Raw genomic sequence first — 13462 nt, 5'->3', positions numbered from 1 at the left:
AATCGGCCGCGTGTTCGTATCGTCGAACCGCGACGCGGTCGTCGACAAGCAGGCCTACGCGCTCAAGCTCGATGGCAGCACGGCCGACAAGCCGGTGCGCCGTCACCAAGGCCGACGGCTGGCACGACGTTTCGTTCGCGCGCAACGGCGAGATCTTCACCGACACCTTCTCCGATCCATCGACCCCGCCGCAAGTGGCGATTCGCCGCGCCGACGGTTCGCTGGTCGAATGGCTGGAAAAGAATGAGCTGAACGACAGCCACCCGTACGCCAAATACAAGGCCAACCACCTGAAGACCGAATACGGCACGCTCAAGGCCAACGACGGCCAGGCCCTGCACTACTCGATCATCAAGCCGGCCGCCTTCGACGCGGGCAAAAAGTATCCAGTATTCCTGTCGACCTACGGCGGCCCGCATTCGCAGCACGTGTCGCGCAAGTGGGGCAACAACTTCGACCAGTACATGGCGCAGCAAGGCTACGTGGTATTCCGCCTCGATAACCGCGGCTCGTCGCGCCGCGAACGCAGCTTCACCGACGCCATCTACGGCGGCCTGGGCAAGCATGAAGTCGAAGACCAGCTGACCGGCATCGACTGGCTGGGCAAACAGGTCTTCGTCGACCCGAAGCGCATCGGTGTGTTCGGCTGGAGCTACGGCGGCTACATGACGCTGCGCCTGCTGGCGGCAGCGTCGGACAAGATCGCGATGGGCGTGTCGGTGGCGCCGGTGACCGACTGGTCGCTGTACGACACCCACTACACCGAGCAGTTCGTCGGCGCTACCCCGAAGGGCAATCCGGAAGCGTACAAGAGCAGCGGCGTGTTCGCGCACCTGGACGGCCTCAAGTCGCCGCTGCTGCTGGTGCATGGCATGGCCGACGATAACGTCCTGTTCACCAACAGCACCCAGCTGATCGACGCGATGGTCAACCGCAACATCAAGTTCGACTTGATGACCTACCCGGGCGCCAAGCACGGCATCTCGTCGCGCCCTGGCCAGCGCCACGTGTACGGAACCATCGAGTCGTTCTTCCGCCGCCACATCGGCAACGACGCGCGCTAAGCGATCGCTAGCCGCAAAAAAGCCGCGAAATTCGCGGCTTTTTCGTTTCTACCTCAACGATCGGCTCCGCGAACTGCTCTGTTCGCACACCCACCTTAGCTCGACCGCTTGCGCCATACGCTGGCCAGCCACGGCTGCTGCTCGCGCGGCAGTCCCGCCGGCCGGTAATAGTGGTGCACAGGCGTGAAGCCGGCGGCCGTGACCAGCCGGCTCCAGTTGTCGAAATCGTAGTAGCTGCCGTAGCGTTCGCCGTTCCAGCCTTCCTGGTTGTCGCCGCGCGGGTTGGACGAGAACAGCACGCCGCCAGGCTTTAGCGCGGCATGCAGGTGTTCCAGCACCTGCGGCAACGCGCGGCTGGGCACGTGGAACAGCACCGCATTCGCGAAGATGCCGTCGAACATCTCATGTGGAAGATCGAGGTGGAGCAAGTCCTGCTGCCAGACCTCGCATCCGCTATAGGCGCGCGCCATCTCCACGAAATGCGCGGCGCCGTCGAGTCCGATCGCGCGGTGGCCCAGCGCGGTGAAGGTCTTGAGGTCGCGGCCCGGCCCGCAGCCGAGGTCGAGAATGGCGCAGGGAGGATCCGATTCGATGGCGCCGAGCAGCGCGTCGATGTTCTGGCTGACGTCGTGGTCGACGGTGCCTTCGAAAAACTGGCGGGCGTTGCGTTCGTAATGCGCCAGCGTACGCCGGGAGATATCATCAAGTTCGTCCATGCACGCATTCTACCCGCGCGGGAGCCAATCCCGCGCGGGCGAAAGCGTTATTGGATGTACGGTCAGCGGTTGCCGCGGTTGCGTTCCACCGTGTCTTTCACGGCTTCCTTCATGTCGCCGGCCTTTTGCTGGATGTTGCCTTCAGCCTGGTTCTTCATGCCCTTGAGTTCCTGCTCAGTGCTGCCGACTGCCTTGCCGACTGCCTTCCGAATCTTGCCGCCAATCTCTTTTGCCTTGCCTTTAACCTGGTCCTTGTTCATTTCGCTTACCTCGCTATGTAGTGAATTCGGATCACTTTGCATGTGACCGGTCTACCTTAGGTCGCTTACTCATCAGACTCTGTTCGCTACCTAACACATAGGGCGATCCGGCAATGACCTCAAGAAACACGCCAAGGCAAGCAAAGCGGGCGGGTCAGGTCGACTCAACCTGACCCCGGTTTGTGGCGGTTTGGATCTACCAGACGCGGATGCGCTCGGCCGGCGCCAGGTACAGCTTCTGCCCCGGCTTGACGTCGAAAGCCTTGTACCACGCGTCGAGGTTGCGCACGGTGGCGGTGCGGTACTCGCCAGGCGCGTGGCCGTCGGTCAGGATGCGCTGGCGGGCCGCGCCTTCGCGCGCCTTGCTGCGCCAGGTATTGCCGTAGCCGATGAAGAACTCGCGGTCGCCATCCGTCATCGACGCCTTGCCGGCCTGGGTCGCCTTGTAGGCGTCGTAGGCCGCCGCCAGGCCGGCCAGGTCGGCCAGGTTCTCGCTCAGAGTCAGCTGGCCGTTGACCGCCAGGTCGGGGAATGGCTTGTAGGCCGAATACTGCTCGACCAGCTTGCCCGAGGCCTGCTTGAAGTGCGAGAGGTCTTCCTTGGTCCACCAGTCGCGCAGGCGGCCCTGGGCGTCGAACTGGGCGCCCTGGTCGTCGAAGCTGTGGCTGATCTCATGGCCGATCACCGCGCCGATCGCGCCGTAGTTCACGGCGTCCGATGCCTTCGGGTCGAAGAACGGCGGCTGCAGGATCGCGGCCGGGAAGTTAAGCGCATTCTGCATCGGCATGTTGACCGCATTGACGACGTGCGGCGGCATCGACCATTCGGTGCGGTCGACCGGCTTCTTCAGCTTGGCCAGCGCCTGCGCGTACCGCAAGCTCTCGGCGCGCATCGCGTTGCCCAGCGCATCGCCCGGCACCACCTTCAGGCCGGCGTAGGACTTCCATGTTTCCGGGTAGCCGATGCCGACGTACAGGGTCTTGAGCTTTTGCTGCGCCTGCGCGCGGGTGGCGGGCGCCATCCATTCGAGCTTGTCGACGCGCTTGCTGAAGGCGGTGACGATGTTGCTGACCATCTCCTGCAGGCGCTTCTTGTTCTCGGCCGGGAAGTAGCGGTCCACATACAGGTGGCCTACCGCTTCGTCCATGGCGCCGTTGGTGGCGTTCAGCGCGCGCTTCCAGCGCAGCGATTGCTGCGGCGTGCCGGACAAGGCGGTACCGTAGAACGCGAAGTTCTGGTCGGCGAAGGCCTTCGGCAGCATGGCCGCGTGGTGGTTGATGGTGTGGAAAGCGAGGAAGTCCTTCCATGCAGCCAGCTCGCCCGAACCCACCAGTGCGGCCGCGCCCTTCACCGCGCCCGGATGCCAGACGATGAACTTGTTCTGGCCCGACAGGCCGGCGGCCTTGAAGTAGGCGTTCCAGTCGATGCCCGGCGCCTTGGCCGAGAAGTCCTTCATGGTCCAGGTGTTGTTCGCCTTGAGCACGTCGGCGGATTCCTCGCGCGGCGCATGCGCCTGCGCGATCGCCATCTCGAGCGCCATCACGCGCGCGGCGCGCGCGTCCGCGTCGGCGTAGCCGGCCAGCTTGAGCATTTGCGCGATGTGCTGCTGGTACTTGGTGCGCAGGCCTGCCATGCGCTCGCTCTGGGTCAGGTAGTAGGCGCGGTCGGGCATGCCGAGGCCGCCCTGCAGCAGGTAAGGCGCATTGCGCGACGGTTCGTTCAGGCCCTGTGCGACCCACAGGCCGAACAGGTTCTCGGTGAAGAAATCGGTGGCGTTGAGCGCGTCGACGTCGGCGCGCAGCGAGGCGCCGAGCGCGCGCACCAGCCCTGCCTTGTCCTTGATGGCGTCGATCTTCGCCAGTTCCTTCCTGATCGGCTCGGTGCCCTTGGCTTCGATTCCCGCTTCGTCCATGAAGGTGGAGTAGTAGTCGGCCACCATGCGCGCGTTGCCTTTGGCGTTCTTGTCGGCGGCGAAGCCTTCGATCATCTTGCGGATGCGCTCATTGGTTTCTTCCGACAGCGCGGCGCCCGCGCCCCAGGTGCTGCGGTCGGCCGGGATCTCGGTCTTCGCCAGCCAGTCGGCATTCGCGTAGGCGAAGAAATCGTCGCCCGGCAGCACGGCCATGGCGGCCGATTGTGCCGGCGCGGCGGCCGGCGCCTGCGCGTGCACGGCCGGCATGGCGAAGCTGGCGCACAGTGCGAGTGCGATGGCGGTCTTGGCGGGTACCCAGTTTGCTTTCATGTCTGTCCTTTTATCTTCTTAGAGGTTATCCAACGGTTTTATTGAAGCGCTGCGCGCACCTGCGGCAGCAGCATGGTCTTCTTGGCGGCGCGGGTACGGATGCTGTTCGCCACGCGCTGGGCTTCGGCCTGCGCATCCGGGCCGAAGTTGGCCTTCACGTAGGCTTCCATCATGTCGGCATGGCGCACGTCCGACGACGAGCTGACGATGCTGGGGAAGGCGCGGTTGCGGCCCAGTGCATCCTGGGTCTGCATCAGCGCATCGCGGTTCTTGACGGCGAAGGCCCAGGCCTGGTCGATATGGCCGCTGCGCGCCACGCCCGGCAGGATCTGGGTGCTCAGTTGCGGCGGCACGTCGGGCGATATCGCCTGCTCCATGGTGCGCGCCGACAGCGCCGGATCCATCACGCTTGCCAGCGCATAACCGTAGCGGTTGCGCTCCTCGTTCGATTCGGCCTTCATCGCGCTGCTGGCCAGCGCGTCGTAGGTGGCGGCGTCGGCATAGCGGCCGGCCACGCCGACCGTAAAGTCGATCATCGACGGGCTGACCGACGACGGGTCGCGCAGCAGGCTGGCAAACCGCGCCCGCCCTTCCGCGATCGCCAGCGGGTCGCCGGCGCGCGCCAGCGCGCCCGCCATCAGGGAGCGCAGCTGGCGGTCTTCCATCGTTTCGCCCGGCTTTTCGGTCCAGCCAAGCCTGGCGAATTTCGGCGACAGCAGGTCGATCACGAAGCGCCGGATCAGCGGCCGCTCAGGCTCGCCCCGGGCCAGGTTGTCGAGGCTGTGCAGGTTGGAGAGGATCGATTCCCACACCGCCAGCCGCGGCTCGTCGCCGTAGCGCGAGACCAGCTGCAGGTAGCTTCCCAGCTGGACGCGGCCGGCCTGCGCCATGCTCCAGGTGTCGGACAGGAGCTTGAAGCGGGTGGCGTCCGGCAGGCGCGGCGCCTGTGCCGACAGCGCGTCGAACGACGCGGCGTCGTACTGGACGCGGAAGTAGCCCACGCTGGCCGGATCGACCACCAGCGCGGCGTCGCAGCCGGGCTGGGTGACGGTGGTGCTGGCGCCCGCCAGCAGCGTGTAGTACGCCTTGCCGCCCACGGTGCCGACCTGCACCGGCACGTTCCACAGGCGCTGTTCGGTGGCCGGCTCGTCGAGGCGGAACTGCTGCTGCGTCAGCGTGACCTTGCGCTTGCCGCCTTCGCAGGCCTGCTCCACCTTCAGCACTGGATAGCCCGGCTGGGTGGTCCAGTCGGAAGCCAGCTTTTCTACCGGCTTGCCCGAGGCCTTTTCAAGCGCGGCCCATAGGTCGGCGGTGGTGGTGTTCGAATACTGGTGCTTCGCCATGTAGCTACGGATGCCCTTGCGGAAATCGCGCTCGCCGATATACGACTCGAGCATGCGCAGGAAAGCCTGGCCCTTGGTGTAGGTGATAGCGTCGAACGCGTCGGCGGCCTGCGATTCGGTTTCCACCGGGATCTGGATCGGGTGCGTGGTCTTGCGCGCGTCCATGTCCATCACGTGCTCGCGCTCGGCCATGCTGTCCAGCCAGGGGCGCCAGTCCGGGTAGAAGTGGTCGGTGGCCTTGGTCGCCATCCACGAAGCGAAGCCTTCGTTGAGCCACAGGTTGTCCCACCAAGCCATCGTCACCAGGTTGCCGAACCACTGGTGCGCCACTTCGTGGGCGTTGAAGCCGAACGACAGCTGGCGGACGTTCTCGGGGCTCTTCTTCGGGTCGTACAGGATCGTCGATTCGTTGTAGACGATGCCGCCCCAGTTTTCCATCGCGCCGTTGAAGCCGCCCGGGATCGCGATCTGGTCCAGCTTGGCCAGCGGGTAAGGCTGGCCGAAGTAGTTGTTGTAGTAGCTGAGGAGGCGCTTGGTGGACTCCAGCGCAAACGCGCCGGAAGCCTGCTTGCCCTCGGTGGTCACGACGCCAATTTCGACGCCGTTATGGCGCACGGCGCTGCGTTCCAGCTCGCCCGCCACCAGCACCACCAGGTAGCTCGGCATCTTTGGCGTGGCGCCGAAGCGGATGCGCTGCATGCCGCCGGCCAGGTTTTCCTGCTTTTCGACCGGGGTGTTGGAATAGGCCTTGAAGGTGGAAGGCACGTCGACGGTCAGCTTGAAGCTGGCGCGGAACGAGGGCTCGTCCCAGGTCGGCAGCATGCGGCGCGCGTCGGTCGGCTCCATCGTGGTGGCCAGCATGGTCTTCTCAAGGCTGCCGGCCCTGTACTTCATGTGGAAGATGCCGCGCGCCTCGCGGTTGATCATGCCGCGGAAGGTCATCGACAGCTGGTAGCGGCCCGGCGCCAGTTCGCGGCCAAGGTCGAAGGCGGCGGTTTCCTGTTCGCGGTCGATCCGGGGTTTCAGCGCCAGCTCGCCGATGCCCTTGCCGGACAGGCTGGCGGCGTCGATCTCCATGTTGGCCGCGTTGAGCATGATGCGCGAGGTCGGCCTCAGGACATCGATGTCGACGGTCTGCGTGCCGGAGAAGGTGTTGTCGGACAAGCTGGGCACAAGGTGGGCGGTGTACAGCACCGGCACGACGTCCTTGGGCAGCTTGCCGGGAGTGGCGGCGAAGGAAAAAGGCGCTTCTGCATTGGCAGCCAGCGACGCAAGCGCGATTGCGGCGGCCAGCGCCAGCCGCGTCAGGTGTGGTTGTCTCATCTCGTCCCTCTGTTATTGTGCGGGCGCGCAAAACGTCGCAGCGACCCAGGCTGCACTGTATGCGAGCCGTGCCGGAAAAGGTGGGCGATTGCGACAAACTGCAGAAAATCCGCGCCAGCCTGTCGAAAACGCGGAATGGCCGAGATACCGGCGATGGGCCGGCCGGCCCGGTTTCGCGGCGCGCCGATTCCCTATATAGTCGGGACATCGCGCTGCCGACAAGTGGAGACTCGCCCATGACCCTGGATGAACTGCTGCACAACCCAAAGGCCCTGCCAACCGCGCCCAAGGTGCTCGAAGACCTGATCAGCAGCTTCGAGAACCCTGACGTCTCGGTCGACCAGATCACGCGCACGCTGTCGGCCGACCCGGTGCTCAGCGCAAAGCTGCTGCGGCTGGCGAACTCGGCCTACTACCATGTGTCGCGCAGCATCGGCACAGTGGACGAGGCGGTGCGCATGCTCGGATTTGTCACCGTACGCACGCTGGTCATCAGCAGCGGCCTGGTCAATGGCTTCCGCACCGCGCCCGGGCTCGACCTGCCCCGCTTCTGGCGCTACAGCCTGGGCACGGCGGTGGCGGCGCGCTGGCTGGCGAAAAAGACCGGCGAGAACAGCGACCTGGCCTTCACCATCGGCCTGATGCACGCGATTGGCCAAGTCATCATCCATGCCGGCATGCCGGAACAGGCGGCACAGCTCGATGACGAGGTCGGCTGCTACGAGCCGGGACGGATGGAACATGAGGATGCGACGCTGGGATTCAATTTCAGCGACGTGGGCGCCGGGCTGGCGCAGCGCTGGAAATTTCCGGGCGTATTTACAAGGACGATACAGGACTTCCCAGATCCCCTGGGCGGTCCGGAGCCTGACCGGCTGGCCTGCGTGGTGAACCTTGCCGCATGGCGTGCGCGGCTCGATGAAACCGGCGAAACTGCGGCGGGGGACGCGATGCCGGTGGCGGTGGCGGCCGTATTCGGCCTCGAACCCGCCCTGCTGCTGGACGAAATGCCGGCACTGGGCGAACTGAGTGCAGGGCTGGAGGAGCTGATTTCGTAGGCGGCGGGGGTCGTGGAAAGAACTTGAAGATTTTTTCAAATTTTTTCCACTTGACCCTAAAGTTTCAGAAAACCGGGCCGATAAGACTGGAAACGCGGCAATCCGCCAACCATCGGCCAGGTGATCTTATGACCTCCAACGAAGTCCTCTCGATGTACGAAAATATTGCAGGCCTGACCGCCAAGATGGCCGGCGCCGCAAAATCCGGAGACTGGAACGGCCTGGCAGCGATGGAAAGCCAGTGCGCGGCGCAAGCCGCGAACGCCGGCAGCGGCGTCCCCGCCCTGGCCGGCGCCGCCCGCCTGCGCAAGATCGACCTGCTCAAGCAAATCCTGGCCAACGACCGCGCCATCCGCGACATCACCGAGCCTTGGCAACTGGCCGACGTGATGGAAGCGGCGCACTGAGCGCCGGCCTGTCCCAAGCCTGAAAAGCGCTGTTCCGGCGCCGTTTTTTTTGGAGACGGCCGCAAGCCGTATCAGGCCGCCATCGAAAGCACCACAGCCTCCGCCCCCCGGATACCGTCCACCGCCGCCGACAGAATCCCGCCCGCGTAGCCGGCGCCTTCGCCGGCCGGGAACAGGCCGCGCGTGTTCAGGCTCCGCAGGTCGTCGTCGCTGCGCTTGATGCGGATCGGCGACCAGCGGATGGCCCGGAAAATCCTCCGGCTTGATGCCTACCACGATCGCGCTGTTGGCGTTGCGCTCGTCGCGCGAATACTGCCTCATGCCGTTGGTCACCACGCGCCCCACCTCGGACGAGGCCACCACCACCGTGCCGCCCAGGCACATGCAAAATCTTCTTGACATCTAAATCTGTTGTTTTTGCGCAGCATTCATGCCCCCGGCAGGTTTGACAAAAAACAAACAGGTATGGTTCCATGTGGCGTCTATAAAGAAGATTTATATAACTTCTATGGATATCCCGGGCATCTGGCCTTTAGGAGACGAAAGCCGCTGCCTGTATGCCTTACGCCCGGCCGCGAGGTTGGGCCGTAGATCTAAAATTACATTCAAGGGAATCACTAATGATCACGGAAACAGTATTGTCACGCTCAATTCGCCTGATGTTCCTGAGCGGACTTGCGCTCGGCGTGCACAGCGCGAGCGCGCAGGAAGCGCCAGCGCCGACCGGTGAAATGGAAAAAATCGTCGTTACCGGCTCGCGCATCCGCGTTGCCACGGTAACCGAGGGCTCCAGCCCAATCACCGTTGTTGGCGCAGCCGACATCAAGAGCGACGGCATGAAGAACGTCGAGAACCTGATGAACAACCTGCCGCAGGTCTTCGCTGACCAGGGTGGCGCGGTGTCGAACGGCTCGACCGGTACTGCAACCGTGAACCTGCGTAACCTTGGCGCCGACCGTACCCTGGTACTGGTCAACGGCCGCCGCCTGCCGCAAGGCTCGCCGCTGAACACCGCAGCCGACTTGAACCAGATCCCTGCAGGCCTGATCAAGCGCGTTGAAGTGCTGTCCGGCGGCGCTGGCGCGGTCTACGGCTCCGACGCGGTCGCAGGCGTGGTCAACTTCATCATGAACGACAAGTTCGAAGGCGTTCAGATCGATGCCAACCTGAGTGGCTACAACCACCAGCAGGGCAACGACACCGTCCAGAAACTGGCGCGCGCACGTAACTTCGCAGTTCCTGGCGACAAGAGCTTCGACGCAAAGAGCAAGGACGTCAGCATCCTGATGGCGGCAACTTTGCCAACGGCAAAGGTAACGCCACCGTGTACGCCGGCTTCAAGCAGGACGACGCGCTGCTGCAATCGGAACGTGATTTCACCGCATGCGCACTGGGTTCGAGCGCAGCCGGTTTCGCCTGCGCGGGCTCGAGCACCAGCTTCCCAGGCTTTTTCCTGGTTAAAGGCGGCGCAAAGACTGTTGCAGACGCGGCAGGCAACACCCGTAACTACGTCGGCGCCACCGACGCGTTCAACTACGGCCCGATCAACTACCTGCAGCGTCCTTCGAACCGTTATGTGTTCAACGCGACCGCGAACTACGAGATCAACGACACGGTACAAGTCTACTCGTCGATCGGCTTCCACAACGACCACACCATTGCGCAGATCGCTCCGTCGGGCCTGTTCGCCCTGGACCTGTCGGCCCCAATGCGGTTCGCTTCGAGAACCCGCTGCTGTCGGCTGACTGGAAGCGCCAGCTGGGCCTGACCGCTCCTGGCCAGACCGCGTCCGCACTGATCTTCCGCCGCAACGTTGAAGGCGGCGGCCGCCAGGCTGACATCACCAACACCTCCTACCGTTCGCAGATCGGCGCCAAGGGCGAGATCGGCGGCTGGGCGTATGACGTGTTCGCACAGAACGCACGCGTTTCGTACTCGGAAACCTACCGAACGCCATCTCGCGCAGCCGCGCGTTCAAGGCGATGACGTGGTGTCCTGGACAGCTCCGGCCAGCCGGCATGCCGCTCGGCTGTCGATGGTACCGATCCAAACTGCGTACCGTACAACATCTGGTCGCTGGGTAAAGTCACCCCGGCAGCACTGGCTTACCTGCAAACCCCAGGCATGCGCTCGGGCTACACTACCCAGGAAATCCAGGGCGGTAACCTGTCGGCTGACCTCAGCGAATACGGCGTGAAGGTTCCAACCTCGGAAACCGGCGTCGGCGTATCGTTCGGCCTGGAGCGCCGTCGTGAAAAGCTGCAACTGGAAACCGACACCGCGTTCCAGACCAACGACCTGTCCGGCCAGGGCGGTCCTAGCTTCGGCGTAGCCGGCCAGTACACCGTAAAAGAAGTGTTCGGTGAAGTCCGCGTTCCACTGCTGGAAAAGCGTCCGTTCTTCGACCTGCTGAGCCTGTCGGCTTCGTACCGCTACTCCGACTACTCCACCGGCAAGACCACCGATTCGTACGGTGCTGGCGTCGAGTGGGCACCAATCAGCCAGATCAAGGTGCGCGGTACCTACCAGCGTTCTGCCCGCGCTGCAAACATCGTCGAACTGTTCACACCGGCAGGTATGAGCCTGTATGACAACGACGCAGATCCTTGCGCAGGCGCAACGCCTACCGCATCGCTGGCCCAGTGCGCACGCACCGGCGTCACCGCTGCCCAGTACGGCACGATCATCGACAGCCCGGCTGGCCAGTACCTCCAGAGGACCGGTGGTAACGCCAACCTGAACCCAGAGGAAGCAGATTCCTACACCCTGGGCCTGGTACTGGAGCCAATGCGTAACCTGTCGCTCACCATCGACGCATTCAGCATCGACGTGAAAGACGTGATCGCCAACGTTCCTGCAACCACCAGCCTGTCGAAGTGCCTGGAAACCGGCGACGCGCAGTTCTGCTCGCTGATCCACCGCGACGATATCGGCACCCTGTGGGCGAAGGAAGCTGCGTTCATCGACGCCGTCAACCAGAACCTGGCTACCCGCAAGACCACCGGCCTGGACCTGGGCGCAAGCTACGGTTACAAGGTCGCTGGCCTGGGCAACCTGGGCTTCAGCATCCTGGGCACCTACCTGCGTTCGTTCGAAACCCAGGACTTGCCAGGCGACACCACCTATGACTGCAAGGGCCTGTATGGTCCAACCTGCGGTACCCCGCTGCCGGAATGGCGTCATAAAGCACGTATCACCTGGACCAGCCCATGGGCATTCGAGGCAGCGTTCACCTGGCGCCATATCGACTCCGTCGACCTGGACCGCACCAGCAAGGCACCTCAGCTGTCCGGCAACGTCTTCCCAGTTGACCGTACCCTGGGCGCACGTGACTACCTGGACATCAGCGGTTCGTGGTCGCTGACCAAGCAGCTGACCCTGTCGGGCGGTATCAACAACCTGCTGGACAAAGATCCACCAATCAGCGCACAGGTTGGTTCGGGCTTCGGTAACGGCAACACCTACCCACAGGTGTACGACGCAAACGGCCGCAAGATCTTCGTTGGCCTGACCGCCAAGTTCTAATCGGCGGTTAGCAACAGTAAAAACGGCGCCATTACTCGATGGCGCCCATCCAAGGAGTGAACAAATGCGAATTTCCCCACTGTTACCAGCAGCCCTGACCGCGGTATTTCTGTGCAGTCATGCAAGCGCGGCCGCGCCAGGCGCGAGCGAGCAGCAAGTGCGTCAGCGCGCCGCAGCGGTCGAGCAGCAGCTGATCAAGTGGCGACGCGACATCCATCAGCATCCGGAACTGGGCGACCAGGAACATCGCACCGCCAAGCTTGTAGCCGATCATTTGCGCCAGCTGGGCCTTGAAGTGCGAACGGGCATAGGCCGCACCGGGGTGGTCGGAATCCTGAAGGGCGGCAAGCCGGGCAAGACCGTGGCACTGCGCGCCGACATGGATGCCCTGCCGGTCAAGGAACCAGCCGGACTGCCGTTCGCATCGAAAGCGAAAGGCATTTACCAGGGCGCCGAGGTCGACGTCATGCATGCATGCGGCCACGATGCCCACACGGCAATGCTGATGGCAACCGCAACGGTGTTGGCGGGCATGCGCGAGAGTTTGGCCGGGAATGTGATGTTCATCTTCCAGCCAGCCGAGGAAGGCTCGAGCACGCTCCTGCCTGGAACGGGCAAGGAGTGGGGCGCCAAACTGATGCTCGACGAGGGCTTGTTCAAGCAGGTCAGGCCGGATGCGGTGCTGGCCATGCATGTCGTGACGGCCCGTTCGGGCGAAATCAGTTGGCGTACCGGCGCCACCACCGCCGCCAGCGATGACCTCCGGATATCCGTGACTGGCAAGCAAGGTCACGGTGGCATGCCATGGAACACGATCGACCCGATCGTGACGTCGGCGCTCGTCATCAACGGATTGCAGACGGTGGTGAGCCGGCAGGCCAACCTTTCGCAGTCGCCGGTGGTGGTTACGATCGGCACGATCAACGGCGGCACCGCCCCGAACATCGTTCCGGAAACGGTGTACATGACGGGGACAATCCGCAGCTACGACGAGCAGGTGCGCGCCAAGGTCGCTGCAGACATCAAGACCAGCGCGGTCAACATCGCCCAAAGTACCGGCGCCCAGGCGAAGGTGTCGATCGACCCGAAGTATGGCGTGACGGTCAACCAAAAGGCCTTGGCCGATCGCATGCAGCCTGTGTTGGAGCGGGCAGCGGACGGCAGGGTGGCAGTGGCGCCATTGGTCGGCGCCTCGGAAGATTTTTCCTACTTCGCCCAACAAGTGCCGGGCCTGTATCTCGTTCTCGGCGTGACGCCCGACGGGCAGGATCCCGCAAAAGCCGCACCGAACCACAGTCCGAAGTTCTTCGTCGATGAAAGTGCGCTGGTCGTGGGCGTACGGGCGATGGCGATGATGGCGGCCGACTTCCTGACGGCTGACGCAGGCGAAAAAAAGCCATAGCCCCGTGACGTGTTTTAGGCCGTTCTTCGTCGCGAAGGGGTCACACAATGTAAAAAGCCCCGGACAGTCAGTGTGCCGGGGCTTTGCCTTGCTACGGAATTCCGGAGAGCGAACACCAGGTA

10 protein-coding genes and 2 pseudogenes are annotated in these 13462 nt (G+C 63.8%); 7 read left to right on the top strand and 5 right to left on the bottom strand.

The window, feature by feature from the left end:
- A partial coding sequence (locus D3872_RS06900) for an alpha/beta hydrolase family protein (protein ID WP_307719412.1) occupies positions 1-1064 on the top strand: 1064 nt, incomplete at its 5' end.
- 95 nt (positions 1065-1159) lie between these two features.
- Here D3872_RS06900 and D3872_RS06895 read toward each other — a convergent pair.
- From D3872_RS06895 to D3872_RS06880, 4 genes are all read right to left on the bottom strand, one after another.
- A complete protein-coding gene (locus tag D3872_RS06895) occupies positions 1160-1780 on the bottom strand; it encodes a class I SAM-dependent methyltransferase (RefSeq protein ID WP_119810087.1) in 621 nt (206 codons plus the stop codon).
- Positions 1781-1842: 62 nt separating this feature from the next.
- The gene (locus D3872_RS06890; RefSeq protein WP_119810086.1) at positions 1843-2040 is read right to left on the bottom strand and encodes a CsbD family protein; all 198 of its coding nucleotides are present in this window, start codon (positions 2038-2040) and stop codon (positions 1843-1845) included.
- 196 nt (positions 2041-2236) lie between these two features.
- Complete coding sequence (locus D3872_RS06885; RefSeq protein ID WP_119810085.1) at positions 2237-4282, bottom strand: M13 family metallopeptidase; 2046 nt, start codon at positions 4280-4282, stop codon at positions 2237-2239.
- 38 nt (positions 4283-4320) lie between these two features.
- Positions 4321-6948, bottom strand: coding sequence for a M1 family metallopeptidase (locus tag D3872_RS06880; protein ID WP_119810084.1), 2628 nt, complete (start codon positions 6946-6948; stop codon positions 4321-4323).
- Between the two features lie 236 nt (positions 6949-7184).
- Between D3872_RS06880 and D3872_RS06875 the strand changes: the two genes are divergently transcribed.
- Together D3872_RS06875 and D3872_RS06870 are read left to right on the top strand one after the other, a co-directional pair.
- Positions 7185-8006 carry an HDOD domain-containing protein gene (locus D3872_RS06875; protein ID WP_119810083.1) on the top strand — a complete coding sequence of 274 codons (822 nt, stop codon included), beginning with the start codon at positions 7185-7187 and terminating at the stop codon, positions 8004-8006.
- 128 nt (positions 8007-8134) lie between these two features.
- Positions 8135-8413: a flagellar protein FliT gene (locus D3872_RS06870; protein WP_119810082.1), complete on the top strand. Its 279-nt coding sequence runs from the start codon at positions 8135-8137 to the stop codon at positions 8411-8413.
- Positions 8414-8484: 71 nt separating this feature from the next.
- On the opposite strand, the pseudogene D3872_RS26370 reads toward D3872_RS06870, so the two are convergent.
- Positions 8485-8803: pseudogene (locus D3872_RS26370) on the bottom strand (FAD-dependent protein); the annotation flags it as partial.
- A gap of 167 nt (positions 8804-8970) precedes the next feature.
- On the opposite strand from D3872_RS26370, the pseudogene D3872_RS27235 reads away from it, so the two are divergent.
- From D3872_RS27235 to D3872_RS06855, 4 genes and pseudogenes are all read left to right on the top strand, one after another.
- A pseudogene (locus tag D3872_RS27235) lies at positions 8971-9468 on the top strand (TonB-dependent receptor plug domain-containing protein); the annotation flags it as partial.
- A gap of 269 nt (positions 9469-9737) precedes the next feature.
- Positions 9738-10181: a hypothetical protein gene (locus D3872_RS26360; RefSeq protein WP_229459204.1), complete on the top strand. Its 444-nt coding sequence runs from the start codon at positions 9738-9740 to the stop codon at positions 10179-10181.
- Between the two features lie 356 nt (positions 10182-10537).
- Complete coding sequence (locus tag D3872_RS26355; RefSeq protein ID WP_229459203.1) at positions 10538-11938, top strand: TonB-dependent receptor domain-containing protein; 1401 nt, start codon at positions 10538-10540, stop codon at positions 11936-11938.
- A 64-nt stretch (positions 11939-12002) separates the two neighbouring features.
- Positions 12003-13340: an amidohydrolase gene (locus D3872_RS06855; protein ID WP_119810081.1), complete on the top strand. Its 1338-nt coding sequence runs from the start codon at positions 12003-12005 to the stop codon at positions 13338-13340.
- The last annotated feature ends 122 nt before the right edge of the window (positions 13341-13462 follow it).

Origin of the sequence: Massilia cavernae (assembly GCF_003590855.1) — a bacterium.
In the GTDB taxonomy this organism is placed as follows: domain Bacteria; phylum Pseudomonadota; class Gammaproteobacteria; order Burkholderiales; family Burkholderiaceae_D; genus Telluria_A; species Telluria_A cavernae.
The sequence above is the reverse complement of the archived record's forward strand: the minus strand, read 5'-3'. Positions and strand labels throughout refer to the sequence as shown.

Coding starts and splice junctions, on each gene's coding strand:
- D3872_RS06895 (WP_119810087.1), bottom strand. CDS start 1,780: ATGGACGAACTTGATGATATCTCCCGGCGTACGCTGGCGCATTACGAA.
- D3872_RS06890 (WP_119810086.1), bottom strand. CDS start 2,040: ATGAACAAGGACCAGGTTAAAGGCAAGGCAAAAGAGATTGGCGGCAAG.
- D3872_RS06885 (WP_119810085.1), bottom strand. CDS start 4,282: ATGAAAGCAAACTGGGTACCCGCCAAGACCGCCATCGCACTCGCACTG.
- D3872_RS06880 (WP_119810084.1), bottom strand. CDS start 6,948: ATGAGACAACCACACCTGACGCGGCTGGCGCTGGCCGCCGCAATCGCG.
- D3872_RS06875 (WP_119810083.1), top strand. CDS start 7,185: ATGACCCTGGATGAACTGCTGCACAACCCAAAGGCCCTGCCAACCGCG.
- D3872_RS06870 (WP_119810082.1), top strand. CDS start 8,135: ATGACCTCCAACGAAGTCCTCTCGATGTACGAAAATATTGCAGGCCTG.
- D3872_RS26355 (WP_229459203.1), top strand. CDS start 10,538: ATGCGCTCGGGCTACACTACCCAGGAAATCCAGGGCGGTAACCTGTCG.
- D3872_RS06855 (WP_119810081.1), top strand. CDS start 12,003: ATGCGAATTTCCCCACTGTTACCAGCAGCCCTGACCGCGGTATTTCTG.